The 22,187-nt window shown below is 73.0% G+C and carries 7 protein-coding genes; 2 read left to right on the plus strand and 5 right to left on the minus strand.

The annotated features are described in order from the left end of the window. Positions 1–33 precede the first annotated feature (33 nt). Both OG858_RS24115 and OG858_RS24120 read right to left on the minus strand, forming a co-directional pair. Positions 34–12,906 (minus strand): non-ribosomal peptide synthetase/type I polyketide synthase, encoded by a 12,873-nt coding sequence (locus tag OG858_RS24115; RefSeq protein WP_328544465.1) that lies wholly within the window; start codon positions 12,904–12,906, stop codon positions 34–36. A gap of 304 nt (positions 12,907–13,210) precedes the next feature. Continuing rightward, positions 13,211–13,783, minus strand: coding sequence for an AMIN-like domain-containing (lipo)protein (locus OG858_RS24120; RefSeq protein WP_327744429.1), 573 nt, complete (start codon positions 13,781–13,783; stop codon positions 13,211–13,213). Between the two features lie 469 nt (positions 13,784–14,252). Between OG858_RS24120 and OG858_RS24125 the strand changes: the two genes are divergently transcribed. Further along, positions 14,253–15,059, plus strand: a complete 807-nt coding sequence (locus OG858_RS24125; RefSeq protein ID WP_319067713.1) for a hypothetical protein — start codon at positions 14,253–14,255, stop codon at positions 15,057–15,059. A 43-nt stretch (positions 15,060–15,102) separates the two neighbouring features. Here OG858_RS24125 and OG858_RS24130 read toward each other — a convergent pair whose 3' ends face one another. After that, positions 15,103–15,843: a hypothetical protein gene (locus OG858_RS24130; RefSeq protein ID WP_328544464.1), complete on the minus strand. Its 741-nt coding sequence runs from the start codon at positions 15,841–15,843 to the stop codon at positions 15,103–15,105. A gap of 138 nt (positions 15,844–15,981) precedes the next feature. Beyond that, complete coding sequence (locus tag OG858_RS24135) at positions 15,982–16,557, minus strand: peptidase inhibitor family I36 protein (RefSeq protein ID WP_086746665.1); 576 nt, start codon at positions 16,555–16,557, stop codon at positions 15,982–15,984. A 419-nt stretch (positions 16,558–16,976) separates the two neighbouring features. On the opposite strand from OG858_RS24135, the gene OG858_RS24140 reads away from it, so the two are divergent. Further along, a complete protein-coding gene (locus tag OG858_RS24140; protein WP_327748636.1) occupies positions 16,977–19,922 on the plus strand; it encodes a SpoIIE family protein phosphatase in 2,946 nt (981 codons plus the stop codon). Positions 19,923–20,481: 559 nt separating this feature from the next. On the opposite strand, the gene OG858_RS24145 is transcribed toward OG858_RS24140, so the two are convergent. Next, the gene (locus tag OG858_RS24145; RefSeq protein ID WP_328544463.1) at positions 20,482–22,137 is read right to left on the minus strand and encodes an alpha/beta hydrolase; all 1,656 of its coding nucleotides are present in this window, start codon (positions 22,135–22,137) and stop codon (positions 20,482–20,484) included. Between the last annotated feature and the right edge of the window lie 50 nt (positions 22,138–22,187).

The raw sequence follows: 22,187 nt of genomic DNA on the forward strand, positions 1-22,187 counted from the left end.
GCCTGACGGGGCAGGACCGGAGCGTGAGCGCGCTCAGCGCGACCTCCGTGGTGGGGGCAGGGCGGTCAGGGTCTCCGGCGCGATGGTGTGGTCGAGGAGGTGGAGGGGGGCCGGGTGGACGCCGGAGGCTTCGGCGGCGTCCCAGTGGGCGAGGGCGCGGGGGAGGTCGACCAGGCCGTGGATGAGGGGCAGTTCCGTACCGGAGTCCGGGTCGGCGAGGTGGGCGTGGAGGAGGGACTCCAGGCGGCAGGAGGCGAGGGTGCCGGGGAGGTGGAGTGCGAGGTGCTGCTGGGCGCGGGCGGTGGCGTGGCCGGTGAGGGCGGCGGCCGGGAGGTCCGGTGACAGGTGCGTCTCGGTGGAACCCAGGGCCAGCAGGCCGCCCCCGACGATCAGGACGTCCTGCTCGTGCCTCATCCGGTCCAGGGCCCGCGCGGTGTCGAAACAGTGCGGGAAGGAGTCGTCGACGACGATCGTGCCGGGCCGCAGCCGGTCGACGTCCAGCAGGGTCGTCGGGCCGCCGCTGACCGCGGTGACGATGACGTCGGCCGTCCCGTAGACCTCGGCGGGGAGGGCCCCGGTGTCCGTCGGCTCGACGACCTGTACGGCCATGGCGGGGTGGTCGGCGGAGAGCTCGGCCGCCAGCCGCCGGAGGCGGGGGGCGCTGCCGGGCACGTCGCAGAGCAGGAGCCGGGCCGGCGGGTGGGGGCTGCGGGCCAGGAGCAGACGTAGCGACGACGTGCCGATGGAACCGCAGCCGACGACGGCGAGGGTGAGTTCGGCGAGGTCGCGGCCGGTCGCGTCGAGGGCGGTGCGGACGGTCTTGACCACGGCGACGGTCGTGGTCGCGTGGCCGGTGGTGAGGGTCGTGGTCGTCGCCGCGGTCCTGCGGAGGACGTCGTAGCCGTAGCCGGTGAGGGACGGGATCATGCCGGCCAGGGAGACGCAGCGGGCGCCGAGGGACGCGGCGTGCTCCACGGCGTGCGCGGTCAGGGTGGCCAGGTCGCCGGTGGGGAGCGGGCCGGTCAGTTCGTCGGCGAAGAGGGGGAGCGAGACGAAGCCGGATCTGCCGAGGGGCGTGGTGATGCTCTCCAGAAGCCTGGCCCGGCCGTCCGGGAAGAGCAGGGCGCGGATCGCCTCCCGGCCGGGTGCCGTGTCCGGGGGGAGCCCGGCGAAGGCGGCCAGGTGGTGGGGGGCGGGGAGGTAGCCGATGAGGGCCGCGTCGAGGGGTGGGGCGGGGGTGGTGGCGTCGTTGCGCGGTGCTTCCGCCAGCTGCTGGCTCAACTCTCTTGCGAAAACGATGAGTTCTTCGGAGGTGACGGCGCTCGCGGACGCGCGGGCCGTGACGTGCAGGCCCTCGCCGTTCGGGGAGGGGCGTACGGCCAGGAAGACGTCGGTGCCCACCGGCGGCGGGGCCAGCTCCGTCCCGGTGTCGTCGGCCCGGAGGGTCAGGGGGGTGTCGGGGGGTGTGCCCAGGGCGGTGAAGTCGAGGAACGTGAAGAAGAACTGGGCGGTACGGGGGAGGCCTTGGGCCGTGCGGAGGTCCAGGGGGCCGGCGGTGCGGGCCGCGACCGACTCCTTGGCGATACGGCGGAGGTCCTCGTCGAAGCCGGGGGGCGGGAGTTCGCCAACGGTCGCGGGTTCGCCGTCGGTCGCGGGTTCGCCGTCGGTCGGGGGTGCCGGGCGCAGTGCCACCGCCTCGGCGAACGGGCCGAAGACGTGGTGTGCGTCCTGAGCCGACTCGTCCCTGCCGGTGACGGCCAGGCCGAGGACCAGGTCGCGGCGGCCGGTGAGGGTGGTGAGGGCGCGGTAGTACGCGGTGAGGACCGGGGCGTGGAGCGTGGTGCCGGCTGTCCGGGCAAGGCGGCGCAGGGCGTGGGTGCGGTCGGCGTCGAGAGTGAAGGCGGTGGTGTGGAAGGAGGGAGCGGTGCCGTCGGGGTCGGGTGCCCGCAGGACGGGTGGGGTGTAGGGGGCGAGGTGGCGGGAGCGGTACGCCTCGTCCTGCGGGGTCGTGGGTTGTCGGGGTGCGGTGCGGTGGAGTGCGTGATCGCGGAAGGTGGAGTGCAGGGGCTCCAGGCCGTGGGGGAGGCCGCGTGCGAAACGGCCGTACACGGTGAGGAGTTCGCGGGTGAGGATGGCCGCGCTGTAGCCGTCGCCGATGAGGTGGTGGGCGTGGACGAGGAGTACGTGCTCGTCCGGCGTGACGGTGAAGAGGCGTAGGCGCAGCAGGGGCCAGGCCCAGGGCTCGAACCGGCGGTCGGCCTCCTCGGCGGCCCGTTCCTCCAGGAGGCCGGGGTGGGCCAGGGTCTCCGTCTCCACGGGGAGCCGTAGCGAGGCCGGGAGTTCCTGCTGCACGGGTGGGCGGGCGCCCGCCGGGAAGACCGTGCGGAGCATGGGGTGGCGGGCCACGAGGACGTCGACGGAGCGCTGGAACACGTCCGGGTTCAGAGGGCCTCGGATACGGAAGCGGGCCAGCCAGGCGGGGTTGGCACCGGAAGTGTCCGGAGTGCCGGTAGCACCGAGTGTGCTGGATGAGAGGGAGTCGGCGAGGAGGAAACCCTGTTGGGAGGGGGTGAGGGGGTAGGGGGTGAGGGTGGGTTCGGTCTGCCGGTCCTCACCGGGTGCGGCGGGGGCCGTGGTGGCGACGGTGGGGACGGTGGTGTCGTCGATGGCCGCCGCCAGGGCGACCAGTGTGCGGTGCGTGTAGACGGCGGTCGGGCGTGGCAGCGCCGGGCGTTCGTGGCGTAGGCGGGAGAACAGTTCCAGCACGGTGATGGAGTCGCCGCCGAGCGCGAAGAAGTCGTCCTGACGGCCGATCTCCAACTCCGGTACGTCCAGCAGCTCGGACCAGGCACGCGCCAGGAGGCGTTCGGTGGGGGTCGCGGGAGGCGTGCGCGGGGGGTCGACGGGCGTGCGCGCCAAGTCAGTGGGCGTGCGCGCCAAATCAGTGGCAGTGCGCGGCAATTCAGTGGCAGTGCGTGGCAATTCAGTTGATGTGTGCGGGGGTTCGTTGGCCGCGCGCGGGGCTGCTTCGCTGCGGGGAGCGAGGCGGTTGCGGTCGATCTTGCCTGTGCCGGTCAGAGGGAGGGCCGGGAGGGAGTGGACGCGGGCGGGGAGCATGTAAGGGGGGAGGGTGCGGGAGAGGAAGGCGCGCACTTCACGGGGGTCGAGCCGGCGGGGGTCGAGGGTGTGCGCGCCGGTCCTGGGCTCGACGTACGCCTCCAGCCGTCCGTCGCGCAGCAGCACGGCCGCGCGGGCCACGCCCGGGTGGGTGAGCAGGGCGGCCTCGACCTCGCCGAGTTCCACGCGGTGGCCGCGGACCTTGACCTGGTCGTCGAGCCGGCCCAGGAACTCCAGTACCCCGTCGGCCGTACGGCGGACCCGGTCGCCGCTGCGGTACCAGCGGCGGCCGTCCCGTTCGGTGAAGGCGGCGGCGGTGAGGTGGGGGTCGCCCAGGTAGCCGGGGGTGAGGCCGGTTCCGGCGATGAGGAGTTCGCCGGGTTCGCCGGGGGCGCGTTCGCGTCCGTCCTCGCCGACCACGGTCAGTTCGGTGCCGGCGACGGGGCGGCCGATGGGGAGGTGGCGTACGTCGTCGGCGGGGCGGGTGTCGATGATGTGGCAGGTGGCGTTGATGGTGGCTTCGGTCGGGCCGTAGAGGTTGGCGATCCGGTGGGGGTGATGCGAGGGGCGCGGGCTGTCGGCGGCGGGGGTGGCGAGGAGGTCGAACCAGCGGCGTACGTGGGCCGCGGGCAGGGCCTCGCCGCCCACGTGGACCCAGCGCAGGGCGGAAAGGTCGGGGGCCGTGCCGTCCGCGCGGGTGCGCTCTTCGGCGGCGGTCAGCAGGCGTTCCCACAGTGTCGGGACAGAGCTCCACACCGTGATCCGGTCCGCCACGACGCGGTCGAGCAGGGCCTCGGGGTCGCGCAGCAGGTCGCGGGAGAGGGTGTGCACCGTGGCGCCTACCAGCAGCGGGGCCAGCAACTGCCGTACGGAGGCGTCGAAACAGACCGACGCGGTCTGCGCGAGCCGGTCACCGGGGCCGTAGCCGAAGGTGGCCAGGGACCAGTCGAGGTAGTTCGTCATCGACCGGTGGGTGATGGGAACGGCCTTGGGGCGGCCCGTCGAGCCGGAGGTGAAGATGACGTAGGCGATGCCTTCGGGGTCGAGGGCGGGGGCGAGGGCGTCGACTTCCGTGTCGACTTCCGTGTCGACTTCGGTGTCGACTTCGGTGTCGGCGGCCGGTGTGGTGTCGGACGGCTCGGGCTCCGGGATCGGTGTGGTGTCGGACGGCTCGGACACCGGGACCGGTGTGACGCCGTCCAGGCCGGTGGCCGCCTCGTGGGTCGCCCGGTCGCAGACCAGTACCCGTACTCCCGTACGGGACAACTGGTCTTGGTGCCGGGCGGTGGGGTGGGTGGCGTCCAGCGGTACCCAGCCGGCGCCCGCGCGCAGGATGCCGACGACTCCGGTGACCGTGTCCGTGCCGCCCGGTTCGGTGAGGAGTCCGACCAGGTCGCCGGGGCGCACACCGTGGGCGCGCAGTCGGGCGGCGAGGGCGGCGGAGGCGGTGTCGAGGGCGGCGTAGGTGAGCGTGGCCGGGCCGCCGGTGTCGACGGCCATGGACCTGGGGGTGGCGCGGAACTGGGCGCACAGGCGGTCCACGATGGCGCCGCCGACCGCTCCGGTCGGGGTGTCCGAGGAGACCGTGACGGCGGCGCGCAGTTCGGTGACGTACTCGTCGGCGAGGCGGCGTACGGTCTCGGGGCGGAACAGCCGGGCCGGGTAATTCCACGACAGGCGCAGGGCGGAGTCGGCCTCCCAGCAGAGGAGGCCGAGCCGGGTGGCGGCGGTGGCGGTGGCCGCGGCCGTCGGGGTGACGGTGACCGGCCAGTCGGGGCCGTGGACCACCGGGAAGCGGGCGAAGCTGAACCCCGCCTCGGCCGCCGTGCGCGGTGCCGGGCCCGTGGCGGGCCGGAGTTCGGACAGCAGCCGGGCGATGTCGGTGCTGCTCAGGGTCGAGTGGGCCTCGGCCTCACGCCAGATCCGCCGCAGCCGGTCGGCGAGCGCGGTGACCGGTTCGTCGGGGTCGACGTCCACGAACACCGGCAGGGTGTCTGCCAGTGGCCCCACCAGACGGTCGATGCCGGTGATCGGGAGCTCCCGCCGGGCCCGCGCCACATTCACCGCGACGGCCCGCCGCCCGCTCCACCGCGCCAGGCAACGGCCGTACACCGCCAGCAGCAGGTGGAACAACGAGACCCCGTGCCGTGCGGCGGTCTCGCGGAGTGCGGCGGTCAGCGCCTCGTCGATGCCGGTGCGGTGGTGGGTGAGGGGCGGGGTGGGGGGTGCTTCGGGGTCGCCGTCGTACGGCAGGGAGGGGGAGGTGGAGGGGATGGTGCGATCGGCGAGGCGTTCGCGCCAGTACTGCTGGTCCTCGGCGAACGCAGGGGACTGGCGTTCGGCGGTCACGGCGGCTGCGTAGTCGCCGAACTCAGCTTGAGGCAAAGGGAGTTGGAGCGGGTCGTCGTCCCCGCGCGCCAGGGCCGTGTAGAGCGACCAGAGTTCCTCGGCGAGGAGCTTGAGGCTGAAGCCGTCGGCGGCGGAGTGGTGGACGACCAGGAGCAGGTGGGCGAGGTCCGCGTCGTCACGCTCGTGGACGAGGACGGCTCGTACCGGGTCCTCCGTCGTCAGGTCGAACGGGCGGTTGCACAGGTCCTGTTCCAGCCGGCGCAGGTCGTGCGTGTCCCGTACCTCGTACCAGCGGGGCGCCGTGTCCACGGGCCCGGCGGGGGCGGCGTACCGGCGTGGGCGTGCGCCGCCGTCGCCGGTGATCCGCATACGGAGCATGGGGTGACGGGCGGCGAGGCGCGCGAGTGCCCGGCCGAGGAGGACCGTGTCGAGGGGGCCGCTGACGCTCTGGCGTACGTAGCCGTAGGCGGTGATGCCCTCGTGGAGGGTTTCGGTGGTGTGGAAGGCGAGTTGGAGGGGGGTCAGGGGGTGGTGGTGGGGTCCGGCCGTGGTCGTCGGCGAGGGCTCGGAGGTCGGACCGGGCGTGGGACCGGGCGTGGGACCGGACGTGGGAAAGGACGTGGGACCGGGCGTAGGACCGGGCGTCGGACTCGGCGTCTGTGCCGGTGGGGTGGGGGTGGTGGCCAGGTGGGTGGCCAGTTCGCCGATCGTGCGGTGTTCGAAGAGGAGGGTGGCCGGGAGGGGGCGGCCGAGTTCGCGTTCCAGGCGGCGGGCGAGGTCGACGGCGGTCAGGGAGTCCAGGCCGAGGGTGAGGAACTGTTCGTCGTCGCCGATGTCCTGCGGGGAGCGGTGCAGGGCTTCGGCGAGCAGACGGCGTATGAGGGTGGTGACCTGGGAGGGAGCGGGGGTACGGGTGCCGGTGCCAGCGGGTGCCTGATGACTCGGGAGGGGCAGTTCGGTGGCGGTGGCGGTGACGGCTGCGGGTGCGTTGTGGCCGGTCGCGCGGTTCTCCGCGCCACTGGAGGGCCTGCGACCCTCGCGGGCCGCCGGGGCTGCGGCACTCGAGCCCGTCACCACTATGTGCGCCGCGTCCAGGCCGACCGCCGCGTGGAGACCGGCGAGTGCCGCCTGTGCCGTCATGGGGGCGAGCTCGTGGGGCCGGAGCCGGGTGTGCGGGGCCGTCCCGCTCGCCAGGCCCGTGTCGGTGACGGGGCCGAAGGCGATCGACTGCCAGGGGCGGCCGGCGGCGCGTTCGGCGCCGGCGAAGGCGTCGAGGAAGGAGTTGGCGGCGGCGTAGTCGCCGAGGGCGCCGGCGAGGCCGGGCAGTACTGCGGAGACGGACGAGAAGGCCACGCACACGGCGTTCTCCTGGCCGTGCCTGCGCAGTGCTTCGGCGAGGAGTGTCGTGCCGCGCACCTTCGCCGCGAGTACGGCCTCGATCTCGTCGTCGGGCTTGCCGCGCAGGCTGCCGGGGCGGGCCGTACCCGCCGCGTGGAACACCGCGTCCAGCGGCGGCAGTCCGGCGACGAGTTCGTCGACGTCGGCCGCGTCGGTGACGTCGGCCGCCTGGTAGCGGGCGCGGGCGCCGAGGGCGCGCAGGCCGGTGAGCAGGGCGCGGGGCGGGGTGGCCGTGCGGCCGGTGAGGACGAGGGTGGGGGTGCCGCGCTCCGCGAGGTCACGGGCGAGCGCGGAGCCGAGGCCGCCCGCGCCGCCGGTGATCAGGTAGGTGCCGTTCGGGGGGAGGGGGGTGCGGGAGCCGGGGGTGGCTGGGGCTACGGCCGTACGGGCGAGCCGGCGGCCCGTCCGCCAGGCGACGGTGCCGACCGCGCCGGGGGCTGCGGCGCCCAACTCGCGCTCCAGCGCGACGAGTCGCTCGTCCATCGCGTCCTGGGAGGTCAGGTCGACGCTCAGGGAGGAGAGCCCCGGGAGTTCCTCGGGGAGGGCCAGGGCGAAGCCGTGCAGGAGGGCCTGCGCGGGGCGGGAACGGGTGGCGGTGTCGCCGTTGCCGGTGGTGTACGCGTTCTCCGTGACGAGCAGCAGACGGGTGGGGGTCGTGCCGAGCGCGGTCAGTACCTCGCGCAGGGCCGCGACGGCAGCGCTGGTCTCCGACCCCGTGGCCGTGGTGTCACCGGCGAACCACAGCACGGCCTCCGGGGCGGCGGCCGTCTCCTCGGCTTCCGCCGGGGCTTCGGAGGGACCCGGCCCGTCGGACCGGCCCGGCACGGGCGTCCGCCCCGGCACGGGCGTCGACCCCGCCACCGTCACTCCGCGCCCGGTGAGCCGGTCGTGGAGGGCCCGGCGGAGCGGTGTGTCGGCGCCGGTCAGGCGTACGACGCGGGGCCCGGGGGCGGCGGTCAGCGGGGCGTCGCGCCAGAGGAGCGGCTGCGGGGTGGGTATGTCGTCCGGCGAGGAGGGTGCTGCCGTACGCGGCGCAGGCCTCGTACGCGGCGCAGGCGCCGTACCGGGCCCGGGTGCCGAGTCGAGGCGCTCCGGCCAGTACTGACCGCGCTGGAACGGGTACGTGGGGACGGGCACCCGTCGCCGTGCCGTGCTCCGGGCCAAGGACGCCGGAGAGGCCGGAGCCGTCGGGGACAGCGGTGCCCCACGGGTCCAGAGTCGGCCGACGGTTCCGAGCAACACCCCTGCTCCGGAGCCGGCCCCCCGGCCGTCCGAGGCGGCGGGCAGCGCGGGCAGGACGGTCACGTCGGAGGGGGTGACGCCGGGCTGTGCGGTGGCCGTCGCGCGGATCGGGGCGGACAGGGAGGAACCGGGGCCGAGTTCGACGAACGTGTCGTAGCCCTCGTCGAGGAGTCGGGCGACGGCCGTGCCGAAGCGGACGGGGCGGACCGCGTGGTCGCGCCAGTAGCCGGAGCCGGGGGTCAGGTCGGGGCCCCACCGGCCGGTGACCGTGCTCAGCATCGGAACGGTGGCCGGGGCGACGGTCAGGGCCTTCGCCGCGTTGTGGAGGGGGTCGAGTACGGGGTTCAGCATCGGGGAGTGGAAGGCGTGCGAGACGTGGAGGCGGCGGGCGGCCACGCCCCGGGCGGTGAGGGCCGCGACCGCCCGGTCGACGGCCGACACCTCGCCCGCCAGCACCACCTGTACGGGTGAGTTGACGGCGGCCACGCACAGCGTGCCGTCGTACTCGGCGACCACGGCGGCGACGGTGTCCTCGTCGCCGCGTACGGCCGCCATGGCGCCCGGCGCGGCGAGCCCACCCATCAGGCGTCCGCGTTCGGCGGCGAAACCGACCGCCTCGGCCAGGGGCAGCGCCCCGGCGACGCACGCGGCGGTGATCTCGCCGACGCTGTGCCCCACGACCGCGTCCGGCGTCACCCCCCAGGCGCCCAACTGCCGGGCCAACGCCACCCCGAACGCGACCAGCAGCGGCTGAGTCACCTCCGTCCGGGCGAGGTCGGCGGGGTCGGCGTACTCGTCCAGACACCACGCGGCCAGGGTGCGTCCGAGCACCGGCCCGGTGAGGGACGAGGCCTCGTCCAGGACGTCACGGAACACGGGCGCGGAGTGGTACAACTCCCGTCCGAGACCGGCTTGTTGGGCTCCCTGACCGGGAAGGACGAACACCGTGCGGGGCCGAGCCCGTACGGGTCCCCGCGCCGCGAAGCTCGCGGAATCTGCGGAATCTGCGGAATCTGTGGGAACTGCGGAATCTGCGGGATCCTTGCAATCCATCGCCCCGACCGCTTCGAGCCGCCCCGCGAGGTCGCCCTCGCCCTCCGCCACCACGGCGATCCGGTACGGCCCCTCGTCCCGGGCGGTGTTGACGCTTGCGCACACGTCACCCTCGTCCAGTCCGGGGTGGGCCCGCACATACGCGGCCAACTCGGCGGCGGCGACGCGCAGTGCGCCGGCGGTACGGGCGGACAGGGTCAGGAGATGCGGGCCGCCGGTGGCCGAGGGTGTCGCGGTCGCGTCGGCGGCCTTCTCCTTCGCCACCACTCCCCTCGGCGCCTCCTCCTCCACCACTCCCCTCGGCGCCTCCTCCAGAATCGCGTGCGCGTTGGTGCCGCCGAAGCCGAAGGAGTTCACGCCGGCGGTCAGGGGGCGGCCCTCCGTGCCGGTCCACTCCTCGCGCTCGGTGACCAGGCGGAAGCCGGGGGCGGTGTGTGCGAGGAAGGGGGCGGGCGGGGTGGCGTGGAGGGAGGGCGGGAGGCGACGGTGCGAGAGGGCGAGGGCGACCTTGACGAGGGCGGGCATGCCGGCCGCGTTGAGGAGGTGCCCGAGGTTCGCCTTGACCGAGCCGAGCCGGCGCGGGACCCCGTCGGCGCGGGGCGGAAACGCCCGGCCGAGCGACTGCGCCTCGACCGGGTCACCGATCGGCGTACCCGTGCCGTGCGCCTCGACGTACGACACGTCGGCCGGATCGACACCGCACTCCTCGTACGCCCGGCCGATCACCTCGCGCTGCCCGCGCGGGGTGGGGGCGAGGAGACCGAGGGAGCGGCCGTCGTTGTTCACCGCCGTACCGCGTACGAGGGCGAGGACCGGGTCGTCGGCGGCGCGGGCGTCGTCGAGGCGGGAGAGGACGAGCGTGGCGCCGCCCTCTCCCGGTACAAAACCGTCCGCGTCGGCGGCGAACGCACGGCACCGGCCCGTCGGCGACAGCGCGCCCGTCGCTTCGAGGAGGCGGTGGCCGGTCGGGGTCAGGCCCAGGTTGACGCCACCGACCACCGCGAGGTCGCACTCACCGGACAGCAGGCTGCGCCGGGCCAGGTGCAGCGCGACGAGCGCGGAGGAGCAGGCCGTGTCGACGGCCAGGGCGGGGCCGTTCAGGTCCAGTAGCTGGGAGACGCGGGCGGCGATCAGGTTGGGGAGGTTGCCGGTGAGGGCTGCCGGGTGGCGGGCGAGATCCCCGTCGGCGGCCTCGGCCAGGATCTCCCGGTACCCGCTGTCACCGGTCGCCGCGAAGACCCCGACCCGGCGGCCGGCCCGGCGGGGCCCCGCGTACCCGGCACGCTCCAGAGCCTCATGGGCCAGCTCCAGAAAGATCCGTGCCTGTGGGTCGGTGGCCCGTGCCTCCACGTCGTCCATACCGAAGAAGACGGCGTCGAAGGCGGCGGGATCGGGAAGGAAGGAGCCCGTACGGGGCCCGTCCCCGTACCGGCCCCCGGGCAGGCCGCCGACCGTGTCACCACCGCCTGCGAGCAACTCCCAGAAGGCTTCGGGCGTCTCGACCCCCGGGAACCGACAGGCGACGGAGAGCACGGCAACAGCCCCGACAGGACCGGCGTCGGCATCACCCGGGCGCTTCGCAAGGGCCGCAGGCCCTTCTTCAGCGGCGCGGGGAACCGCGCGACCAGCCCCGACGGACCCGTGGTCACCACCAGCCGGCTCCCCCTGAGCTGTCAGGCGCCCCCGCGCACCCGAATCCCCCTCCTCCAACACCCCCACCACGTAACCCGCCAGCCCCGCCACCGTGTCGTGATCCCGCAGAGCGCCCGGCTCCACCGTCACCGAGAAGACGTCCTCCAGCCCGGCCAGCACAGCCATCGCCTTGAGCGAGGACCCCCCGAGGTCGAAGAACCGTTCCCGCAGCCCCACTTCGGACACGGGCACCTCCAGCACACGCGCCCACACCCCCCGTACCGCCTCCTGAACCTCCCGCAGTGAACGGGGGACGACCCGGGGGACGTCCCCTCCCACCCCGGCCGCACTCCCCACCGCCGCACGCGAGGCATCGCCCCAATGCCCCTCGCCCCGACGCCCCTCGCCCCAACGCCCCTCGACCGCCGCGTACGCCCCGGCCTCGAAGCGCGCCCGCAGCACCCCCCGGCGCAGTTTCCCGCTGGTCGTACGGGCGAACGCCCCCGGCGGCAACGGCAGTACCCGTACGTCGTCGTGCCCGAGAACCTCCCGCAGCCGTCCGGCGGCGACCCGCAGCACCGGAGCCGCAGCCGAGGGGGCGGGCCGCGCCCACTGCACGAACGCGACGACCCGCTCGCCCCCGCCGTCCGGATCGGTGGACCCCACGACCGCCACGGCCCCCGGCGGCAGCCCCGGCGTCGCGGCGACCGTCTCCTCCAGGTCGGCCGCGTGGAACGTACGGCCGTTGACGAACACCACGTCCTTGTGGCGACCGGTGACGCACAGCCGCCCGTCCCGCAGGAAGCCCAGGTCACCGGTACGCAGCCAGCCGTCAGCCCCGAACGCCTCCGCGCTCGCCCCGGGCGCCCGGTGGTATCCGCGCCCCAACTGCGGCCCCCGCACCTCCACATGCCCGACCCGCAGCTCACCCGACGGACCCCCGGAGTCACCGGTGATCCGTATCTCGCACCCCTCGACCGGCCGCCCCAGGTCCATCAACTCCACGGCGTGCGGCCCCTGTTCGGTCTCGGCCACCCGCCCCCGGCCGAGCGCGGCCCGGTCCAGCACCAGCGGGGTGGCGGTCTCGCCCAGCGGCGGTACGGTCACCGCGAGCGTGGCCTCGGCCAGCCCGTACACCGGCAGCGGAGCGCGCGGGTCCAGCCCCGCCGGAGCCGTCAGGGCCGTGAACTCCCGCCAGACGCGCGGCGCGATGGGCTCGGCGCCGACGAGCAGCAGGCGTACGCAGCTGAGATCGAGGGCGGTGAGCGCGGTGGCCGGGACGCGGCGTACCGCGAGGGCGAGGGCGAAGTTCGCGGCCGACAGAAGGGTCGCGCGGTGGCGGGCGACGGCCTCGAACCACAGGACGGGCCGCTTGGCGAAGGACAGCGGCTCGATCCGTACCTGCTTCAGACGCGCGGCCATGGGGACGAGATGCGTGCCGATGAGACCCATGTCGTGGAAGTACGGCATCCACGTCGCGAGCACGTCGTCGGCGGTGATCGCCATCGCGGCGCGGATCTGGCGGAGGTTGGCGAGGACGCCGGCGTGGGTCAGCTCCACGCCCTTGGGGGCGCCCGTGCTGCCGGAGGAGAACTGGAGGAAGGCGACATCGTGGGGGGAGGGGTGGTGGAGGTGCCGGGGCGGGCGGCCGCGACGGAGATCGTTAAGCCTCAACACCCTTATCTCTCCGGGGAGTTGGCTGCCAGTCTTCCCTTTGCCGTGGCTCATGTCGGTGACGACGGTGGTCGTGGCCTCGTCCACGACCACGGGCGGCCGGCCGAGGAGTTCCCACACCGGGCCGATCCGGCGGGGCTCCGGGGCGAGGGGGACGGGTATCGCTCCCGCCGCCAGCGCGCCCCAGAACATGGGCTGGAAGGCGTCGCCCCGGTCGGCGACCAGCGGCAACGGGGTGCCGGGTGTCACGCCCGCGGCGAGCAGGCCGCCCGCCACGCGCAGTGCGTCGTCGCGGAGCGATGCGAAGGTGACCGTGTGTTCCCCGCCGTCCCCCCGGACGTGCACGACGGTCTGGCCGGGTGCCTCCCGCGCCGCCCCGAGCAGCACGTCCAGCAGCGTCGACGCCGCTGCGCCGTTCACACCCTCATTCGATCTCTCCACCGTCCGGACCCTACAAGTCGGCTCGCATGGACGGACCGTCGTTGCCGGGCGTCCGCGTGTCCGCCGGCCGACCGGCGCCGTTCGGCCCGGGGGCGACCGCCTAGAGCGCTTCTGATGGCCCTTGGTCGGAGATCATCCGGCCGATCGGCGCCGCGCGAGGTGACTCGTGAGGCGCCGGCCGCCCCACCGGACTCGTCCGTGACCGCTCGCGAACGGCTTCAAGAGCCGTCAGAGACGGCCTAGGCGGGGCAGTGGGGCAGGGCCAGGCGGGGACAGTACGGCAGGGCTGCCCCCGCATCCCCTTCTAGGTCCAGCTGTGAGCCACGTCCACGACCAGCCGGTCGGGGAGCTGGAGCACCCGGAACGGCAGGCGGGCGCGGACACCCAGGCCGATCTGGGTCTCGCCCTCGAAGCTGCCGGCGAAGCGGGTGTCACGGAAGGTGCGGTAGCCGGAGATGTTCACGCCGGGCAGGGGCTCGGCCACGTCTCCCGGGTAGGCGACCCCGCCGGTCTCCGGGTCGTAGCTCGGTGCGGCGACCCGGATCTCCAGGATGGCCCCGCCGCTCACCGGGATGGGGTCGCCGGAACCCGACTGGTGGAGCCGGTCGACGTACTGGACCCAGTAGCCGATGTGGTCGCCGCCGTCGGGGATGTCGAACACGATGCGGTCGAAGCAGTCGTGCCGGCCTGTCCTGATGTCCGTCAGCGGCACGGCACCGCTGTCGGGGCTGCCCTTGACGCCACTGCCCCAGCCCGTCGGGCACGGCGCGGCGGCACGCGCGGCACCGCCGGGCACGGCGCTCGCGGTGGCCGCCGTCATCCCTATCGCGGTCCCCGCGAGCGCGAGTGCCACGACCGCTGCTCCGATTCGTCGCATGTTGTCCCCCTTGGTGACGCAACGCTGAGGTGGCGCTGGTATCGGGTGGGACGCCCTGGTATGGCGGAAGGTTGTACTCCGCGGGCTGCGGAAGTGTCCCAGGAATGTAACAGCGGGCCCGCTCACCGCCGGGAGAACGCCCGAATTTCCCCGGTTCGGGTGTCCGGTTGTGCCGCTTTGTTTCCCCTTCCTCCTGGGGGTTTGACAGTTGAAGCACCGGAAATCGATAGTACTTACCGGCGGGTAAGAAAGCGTTCCGGGATCCCTGGGCGCTCGAACCCCCGGACGCTCGAATCTCCGCATCCCCGAATCCCCGTATGTCTGAATCCCCGCATCCTCGAAAAGAGCGAATACTTCAGTGACGGAAAACACAGCTCGGTCCCGTTCCGGTTCTCTTTCCCCGACCCGTCTCCGTTCCCGGTTGCGGGTGCGGCGGGCCGCGGCGGTCGGTGCGGCTCTTCTCGGTGCCGTGGCGAGCGTTCTCGCGACGCAGCCCGCGCAGGCGGCCGGCGGCCCCAACGGCGCTGTGAACATCCGGGGCCAGGAGCCCTGGAACACCGACGGGATGATGGCGCGGGTCTGCGGCACCGACGGCGGCACCGGCTACCAGGACTGGTACGTCAACGTCACGACCGGTGAGCTGCGCGACCACTCCGCGTGGCGCGAGGCCCCCGTGTGGCACAAGGACGACGGCAAGTGGACGCTCCAGCCCGGCTGGGAGCGCTTCGAGGGCCACTGCGAGTACCCCGTCGCCTCCAGCTGGACCTACCGCGCCGCCTGGCGTCCCATCAGCGAGACCCGCACCAACTGCACCGACAGCGGGTACAGCCTGGAGCTCGCCCGCGAGTACGCCACCTCCAGGTCGTACTCCCACACCGTCGGCGGCTCCACCAGCGTCGAGGCCTCCATCGGCAGCTGGTTCGGCGTCTCCGCCGAGGCCTCCTACAGTTACTCCTGGGCCATCGAGAACTCCGTCGCCGTCACCAACAACGACGTCATCGAGATCGGCCCCGAGAAAACCGCCTGGATCGAGGCGAGCCCGACCAAGCGCGTCGTCCGTGTGAACCCGGTCTTCAAGGTCGAGTCGTACACCTGGAATTCGACCGGAAAGCGCGAGGATGTCGTCGATGTCACTTCCTGGCGTGGCCGCGGATACGACCGCATTTACTCCTACGGAAATTACATCGACGGCGTCGCCGACGAACTCAAGAACGACGGAACGCCGCTGATGACGTTCCGCAAGAAGGACCGCCCGGCCGCGACCGAGTGCGCCTGACCCACGCCCGGACACCCCCCGAGCCCGACAGGCTCCGGGACGCCTACTTCTGAGCCACGGGGGAGCCGTTGCGCTCCGGGTGGCGGCGGCGGGCCGACGGGGCGGGGGAGGGGACCTTGTGGAGCAGGGGCGCGGTGGTGGGGCGTCCGGTGCCGGGCGGACGGCTCACGTACTGGCTGTGCAGGCTGTCGTCGATCCGCCAGAGGATGCCCGTGGTGCGTCCCGTGGGCGCCGTCGCGTCGAGTTTGGCGGTGAAGGAGGCCAGCCGGTCGTAGAAGGTCCTGGCGCGGGCTCCGGTGGCGGTGAGTTCCGAGGCCGTGGCCTCGCGGAGGGCATCGAGGACGAGGACCAGGTTGTGGCCGGAGAGCTGGACGTCCTGCATGCCGCCGTCCGCCTTGGTGATGCGGCCCGGCGGCAGATTGGGGTCGGCGGTGAAGTGGGCCGCCCTGGTCGCGGTCGGGCCGACCCGGTCGTACGGGTCGCGCGTGCTCTGGGTCCAGCCGGGCTCCCAGGCGCCGAACGCCGTGCGGGCCAGGAACGTCCAGGTGTCCTCGTGGCAGCGCAGCGTGAGGTACGAGACGCCGGCCGCCCGCCGCAGCGTGCCGTTGTGCTCTTCGAGAGCGACCCGGTTCGCGGCGAGGGCGGCCTGGAGGACCACCCGGTCCTCCTCCCGCCAGCGCCGCTCCTGCTCACCACGTTGAGCCAGCAGATCCCGTTTGATCTGCTGGCTCTTCGCGTACTGCTCGACGAACGTCTTGACCAACGTCTTGAATGCCTTGAACATGCCGCCTGCTGAGGTCGGGCCGGAGATCCTGAGGCCGGGCCGGAGATCCTGGTGTCGCGACGATCCTGGTGTCGCAGCGGCCCAACGACCGTCAGCAGATCTTGGTCACGCCGGCCGTCCTGCGCGCCCGGTCCTCGGCTACGGGTACAACTCCACCACGTCGGCTTGGTCGTTGGCGTGTACCAGGGCCTCGTACGCGTAGGTCGGTCCGCCCCAGATCCGTTCCAGTTGACCGCTGCCGCCGGAGGTGACCCAGTTCTTGCCGACGATCCAGGCGCCGCCGGTCTGCGCGTTGTAGTAGGAGCTGACCTGGTCCTGCCAGCTTGTGCCGTCGGGCATCCTGTAGTTGGACAGGGTGTAGGAGCCGTAGTTGTAGAAGTCCAGTCGGTAGCCGGTCGCGTCGCGGTGCTGCCACACACAGGCGTATCCGGTACGGCAGTCGCCTGTTCCGTCGGCCGCCGCGCGGGTGGACGGTACGACCGACATCTCCACGCCCGGCGCCAGCCGCACGCGGTCCTTCGCGACGCGCTCGGCGCCCTCGTTGTGCCGCAGCAGGCCCTCGACCTGCCGCTCCAGCCGGGTGTCCGCCGTCCGGGCGGACGCGGAGGCCTCCGCCGTCGCGGCGGCCGACGGGGTGGCCAGAGCCGTCGCGAGTAAGGATGCGGCGACCAGTCCGAGTGCGAGCGAGGTGCGGCGCGTGCTCAGCGGATTCATGCGTCTCTCCCGTTTGTGCGTAGCCGGAACCGGGTGCTCCCGTGCCCCATGGTCGGCGGAGCCCTTCAGCCCGCACCAGGCGTTTCGGGCACGGTCGAATTCCGCTGGTCACCCCGCGTACCACCAGGTCCTCGCCGAGGTGGGTGACGGTGCGCGGGACGTTCACCGCCGATCCACCGCCCTCGTGTGGGCGCGGAGTGAGGCAGGAGACGGACGCCGGGTGTTGTCGCCGACGGAGGGGAGGACACCGATGTCATGCCGTCCGCCATTCAGGATTTGTCCGTCAACTTGCCCTGGAATCAACCCCGTTGGGGAATGTGCCACCTCGCGAACACGGCCTGGGGACGGCCCGGGGGAGCCACTGTGGAATTCCTGTGGCGGACTGCCTTACGTGTGAGTAGAACGTTAGGGTCTGCCGTATGAACGCTCGGCTGGCCCTGCTCAGCACGGTGGATCCCGGCGTCGCGGAGAGCGAGGTCTTCCGGCTGGCGCTCCAGCACGCGGTCGGGGAACTCGGCGCTCTCGGGGGAATGGTCCATCTGCGGGGCCCCATGTCCGCCCTGCGTCTGGTGTCGGTCACCGGCCTGCCGGCCGCTCTCACCCGCCCGTGGGAGATCATCGACCAGGAGGGCCCGCTGCCCCCGGCCCGCGCCCTGCACCAGGGCAGCGGAGTGTGGTCGCCGCTGGGCTCCATGTCCATCGCCTGGCCCGGCACCGGTCTCGCCGCGTTACCCGTGTCCGGCTGCGACCGCACGATAGGCGCGCTCACCGTCCTCACCGGCGACCGGGGCGAACCCACCGGCCTGGAATGGGACTTCCTGCGGGCGGTCGTCGACTGGACCGAGAACCGCATGGCGCAGGCGCCCCCGCCGTCGGCACCCGCGCAGCCCGAGCCGGGCGGTGAACGGCTGCGGCAGGCGCTGAAGGAGGTCAGCGTCGGCTCCTGGGACTGGGACATCCGCACCGGCGACCTGATCTGGGACGAGGCCGCACTGGAGCTCTACGGCACCAGGCCGGCCGAGTTCACCGGCCAGATAGAGAACTGGATGCGGATCGTCCACCCCGACGACCTCGCCCCGACACTGGCCGCGGCGGAGCGGGCCATCCGCGGCCACGGCGTCTACGAGGCGGAGTACCGCGTACGGCGGTTCGACGGCACCTGGGGCTGGACGAGGGCCCGCGGCCGGGCCACCTACGACGAGCACGGCGACCCCCACCGGATGATCGGCGTCGGCTGGGAGAGCAACGAGTCGCGGTCCGCGCGCGACGCACTCAGCCGGGCCCTGCGGCACATGAGCGACGGTTTCCTCGCCGTCGACGACGACTGGCGAATCACCTTCGCCAACCTGGAGGCGGAACGCACCCTCGGCCTCTCCGAGGAGGAGCTGTTCGGGCGGCTGCTGTGGGACCTGCCCTCCGTGCGCGAGACTCCCTGTCTGGAGAGCCGCTGCCGGGAGGCCGCCGCCGAGGAGAAGCCCGCCGGGTTCGACGTCCACGTGCCGGACAACGACCTCGTCTACCACCTGCGGCTGGTCCCCGGCCCCGACGGCCGCACCATCTACTTCACCGACGTCACCGACAGACGGCGGCACGAGGAGGAACGTCGCGAGGCCGAGCGCGCGGCCTCCGAACGGGCCCACCGCATCGCCGCGTTGACCGTCGCCCTCGCCAAGGCGACCACCTCGCAGGACGTCGTCGACGCGGTCGCCCTGCGGGTGCTGCCGCCGTTCGCCGCCACCGGCCTCCTCGTCCAGACCGTCGAGAACGGCCGCCTCCACAACGTCGGCTCCGTCGGTTACACGGACGAGTTCATCGCCCTCGTCAACCACCGCCACCGCACGCCCTACGGCCCGGCCTGGCACGCCATCAACACGGGCACCCCGATCTTCATCTCCTCGCCGCAGGAGTACGTCGAGTACGCCTCCCATGACGCCGATCTGCTCGCCCGGACCGGCAAACGGGCCTGGGCGTTCCTGCCGTTGACCGCGTCCGACCACACCTTCGGCGTGTGCGTCGTCTCCTTCGACCGGCCGCGCCGCCTCACCGACGAGGAACGCACCCTCCTCACCGCGATCAGCGCGCTCCTCGCCCAGGCCCTGGAACGCGCCCGGCTCTACGACCTCGAACACACCCGGTCCCGCGAACTCCAGCGCGCCCTGCTCCCCCAGGACCTGCCCGTCCTGGCCGCCTGCGAGTCAGCCGTCCGCTACCTCCCGGCCGGGCAGGGCATGGACGTCGGCGGCGACTGGTACGACGTCATCCCGCTCTCCAGCGGCCAGGTCGCCCTCGTCGTCGGCGACGTCATGGGCCACGGCCTGTCCGAGGCCGCCACCATGGGCCGCCTCCGCACGGCCGTCCACACCCTCGCCGACCTCGAACTGCCCCCCGACGAGATCATGAGCCACCTCAACGACATCGTCGCCGGCATGGGCGAGGAGTCGTACGTCACCTGCCTGTACGCCCTCTACGACTCCACCACCCAGATCTGCTCCATCGCCCGTGCCGGGCACCCGCCACCGGCCCTGGTGCGCCCCGACGGAACCGTGCACTTCCCGGAGTGGACAGCCGACCCGCCGCTCGGCGCGGCCGAGCCGCCGTTCGAGACGGTGGAGCTGAGTGTGCCCGAGGGCAGCCTGCTCGTGCTCTACACCGACGGTCTGGTCGAGTCGGCGAAACGCGGGATAGACGAGGGCATGGCCGACCTGGCCCGTCTCCTGCGCACCGCCCACGAGGACGGCACCGCCGCCGACCTGGAGCGCCTCTGCGACACCCTCACGCACGGCCTGCTCCCCGCCGAGCACGCGGCGGCGGACGACGCGGCCTTCCTCGTCGCCCGACTGCACGCCCTGACCGACGAACGGATGGCGTCCTGGTCCCTCCTCGACGACCCGAAGGCCGCCCGGCAGGCCCGCCGCCACGTCCGCGACCAGCTTGCCGTCTGGGGCCTGGACGACCTGGCCCCGACCACCGAACTCCTCGCCAGCGAACTCGTCGGCAACGTCGTACGCCATGCCAAGGGCCCCGTCCGGCTGCGCCTCCTGCACGGTTCCGCGCTGGTCTGCGAGGTCTTCGACGGCAGCCTCACCGTGCCCCGCATACGCCGGGCCACGGACACCGACGAGGGCGGCCGTGGCCTCCAGCTGATCACCGCGCTCTCCCAGCGCTGGGGCACCCGCTACACCGCCACCGGCAAGTGCATCTGGACCGAGCAGTCCCTCACCGGCCCCGACCGGACCCCGCAGCCCGACCCGCTGGAGCACCTGCTCCTGATCCCTGAGGACTTCGACGGCGACCTGGACGCGCTGTCCTTCGGGGACCTGGACATCGCCCCGGACCACGGCGACGAACACGACCGCGACCAGTAGCCGTCAGGCTCCGCCGCGGCAGCCGTGGCGGCCTCCTCCAGGGGACAGGACGGGGACGCCTCCGGCAGCGGGTCGCCTCTCGCTGTAGACGTCCGTGTCCTTCATGCAGCCCCAGGCGCCGTTGTCGGCCTTGGTCCGGATCCAGCGGTTGGGTGCGGGCCACCCATGTTGGCGCCGAAGTGGTAACTGCACTTGAACCAGGGGGTGCTGTACATGTGGCCCACGACTTCGAACGTGTACGGGTTCTTGTAGACGGCCGCCCCGGGCACGTTGTTGCACCACCAGGTGCCGCCGCTCTGCCGGCAGGGGTTCGCGGCGGACGCCGGGGGCGCGGTCACCCCCGGATCCGTGCGGCTCGACGTGGCGCGAACGTGCCGCAGACGTGCCGCGAACGTGCCCGCGAACGTGCCGCGAACGTGCCCGCAGACGTGCCGCGAACGTGCCCCAGACGTGCGGAACCCCGGTGCGCTCGCCGTGGAGGGGCGGGCGCACCGGGGTTCGTGTCGGTCGATCAGTTCACCGTCGGTCAGCCGGTCGGTTCACCGGCCGGTCAGCCGGGTCAGCTCACGTCGCCGATGCGGTCGACGCGCTCGTTGACGCCGTTGCGGAGTTCGCTGAGCGTCGTGCCGGGCGGCGCCGTCTTCGGGGTGGAGGACGGCGGCTGGGTCTCGTCCGAGCAGGTGGTGCCGGCGGCCGGGACCTTCAGGTCGACGAAGTAGTTGATGACCGCGTCCGTCGCGCAGGCGCTGCGGCCGAACGCGGTGTGGCCCTCGGCGTCGAACGTCACCAGCGCGGCGTTGTCGAGCTGGTGGGACAGGGCGACGGCGTCCCGGTAGGGGGTGTCCGGGTCACCGGTGGTGCCGAGGACCAGGATCGGCGCCGAGCCCCTGGCCCGGAAGGAGCCGTCGTAGCGGCTGACCTTCTCGGCGGGCCACTGGACGCAGGCGGTGGCGTGCTGGTGGTCGTAGGTCGGCGGACCGAACGCCATGGCCGGGCCCAGCAGCGGCGCCGCCTTCGCGTTGGCCTTGACGTTCCATTCCAGCTTGCGCAGGCTCTTCGGGTAGTCCTTGTCGACGCACTCGACGACCACGTTCGGGCCGAGGAAGTCGAAGCTGGCCGGGGACGGCGGACGCAGCAGGAACGAGGTGTTGTCCCGCAGCTGCGCCTTGCGCAGGGCCGCGCCGAGCGAGGGCCAGATGACCTTGCCCTCGTTGATGTTGAACATCAGCCGGTAGACCAGGGTGTAGCCGTTGGCCTTGCCACCGCTCGCGGTGGTCACGGGGTTCGTGTCGAGGTCCTTCTTCAGCTGCTCGAACGCCCCGCGCGGGTCCCCGTCGCCGAAGCCGCAGATCGCCTGGTCGGCGGCGCACCAGTCGAGGAAGCGGCCCATCGCGCCGTCCAGCGCCAGGTACTGCGTACGGTCGTAGGCGTACGGGCGGTTGGCGTAGTGGTCGGGGTCGTACGCCCCGTCGAGGGTCAGCGCCCGCACCCGCTTCGGGAACATCGCGGCGTAGACGGTGCCGATGTACGAGCCGAACGAGCGGCCGTAGTACGTCAGTTGCTCCTCGCCGAGGGCCTGACGCAGCAGGTCGATGTCACGGGCGACGTACTCGGTGCCGACGTACGGCAGCAGCGAGCCCGAGTTGGTCTGGCAGGCCTGGTCGAACTCGGCGGCCTCGCTCAGCGCCGGACCGTAGGCGTCCGGGCCCGGGACGCCCTTGGCGTCGGTGACGGCCTTGGTGTAGCGGGCGTCGTCGAAGCAGGTGAGCGCCGAACTGCGGCCGACGCCACGGACGTCGTAGCCGAAGACGTCGAACGAGTCGCGCAACGCGGCAGGGAGGCCCGCGTGGTTGTTGCGGACGAAGTCCACCCCGGAGTTGCCCGGCCCGCCGGGCTGCATGAAGAGCGTGCCCTTGCGCTTCGTCTGGTCGGCGGCCTTCTTACGGACGACCGCGAGGGTGATCTTGGTGCCCTGTGGCGCCCGGTAGTCCAGCGGCACGTCGGCGTTCGCGCACTCGAAGCCGCCCTGGCAGTCGGACCAGGTGAGGGTCGGCACGGGCGGCGGCGGTGTCTTCGACGCCTGGGTCTTCTGCGTCGTGGTCTGCGCGGCCATCGCCTGGGTCGCCGTCCCCGTCGCGGCGAGGACGAGCGCGGTCAGCGCGGCCCCGACGAGTCTGAGACGCGAGGAGCGTCTCGTCGTGTGATGCATGGTCATGGGTGTTGCCCCCCTGGGCTGTTGAATCCCCTGGACCCCACTGGTCGAGG

The sequence above is a fragment of the Streptomyces europaeiscabiei genome (assembly GCF_036346855.1).
Lineage (GTDB): Bacteria > Actinomycetota > Actinomycetes > Streptomycetales > Streptomycetaceae > Streptomyces > Streptomyces europaeiscabiei.